Source organism: Mesonia maritima (assembly GCF_042433895.1).
GTDB lineage: Bacteria > Bacteroidota > Bacteroidia > Flavobacteriales > Flavobacteriaceae > Mesonia > Mesonia maritima.
In genome coordinates this window covers 1-517 of sequence record NZ_JBHLUA010000023.1, presented here as the reverse complement: position 1 = coordinate 517, position 517 = coordinate 1, and the positions used below count along the sequence as shown (strand labels likewise).

Genomic DNA, 517 nt, shown 5'->3' with positions numbered 1-517 from the left:
CACGTTCAGTTCTGTGAGGTCAGACCTCGTTTTCAAGTTGTTGTGATCAAGGTAGTATGTTCTTTCATAAAATCAGTTCTTATGGATAAATATAAAGAAACTTTTGGAGTTGATATTAGTAAAGATGTCTTTGATGTGTATGGTAGTAAATCTGGTCATTCTCAATTTAAGAATGATTCTTCCGGTTTTAAGTTATTTGCTAAGTCATTATCTAAAGAGAGTCTTGTAGTAATGGAAGCTACAGGTTATTACCATTATCGACTTGCCCAGTTTCTTTCCAAAAACGGTATATCGGTATCGGTGGTAAATCCTTTGTCAGTTAAGCGTTTTATTCAAATGAAACTCTCCAAAATAAAAACCGATAAGAGCGATGCCAAGGCTATTTGTAATTATGGTGTGTCCAACGAAGTGCCCCTGTACAATGCCCTTACTGATGTACAGGCAGAATGCCTGCAGCTCTTTCGCCTTATGGATAGTTACCTGAAGAAACGTACGGCGACCAAGAATAAACTTCACG

1 protein-coding gene is annotated in these 517 nt (G+C 37.5%); it reads left to right on the top strand.

Annotation, left to right across the window (positions count from 1 at the left end; all coding sequences use genetic code 11):
* Positions 1–81: 81 nt before the first annotated feature.
* Positions 82–517 (top strand): IS110 family transposase (locus tag ACFFGL_RS13635; protein ID WP_378928626.1); only part of this gene is annotated, 436 nt, incomplete at its 3' end.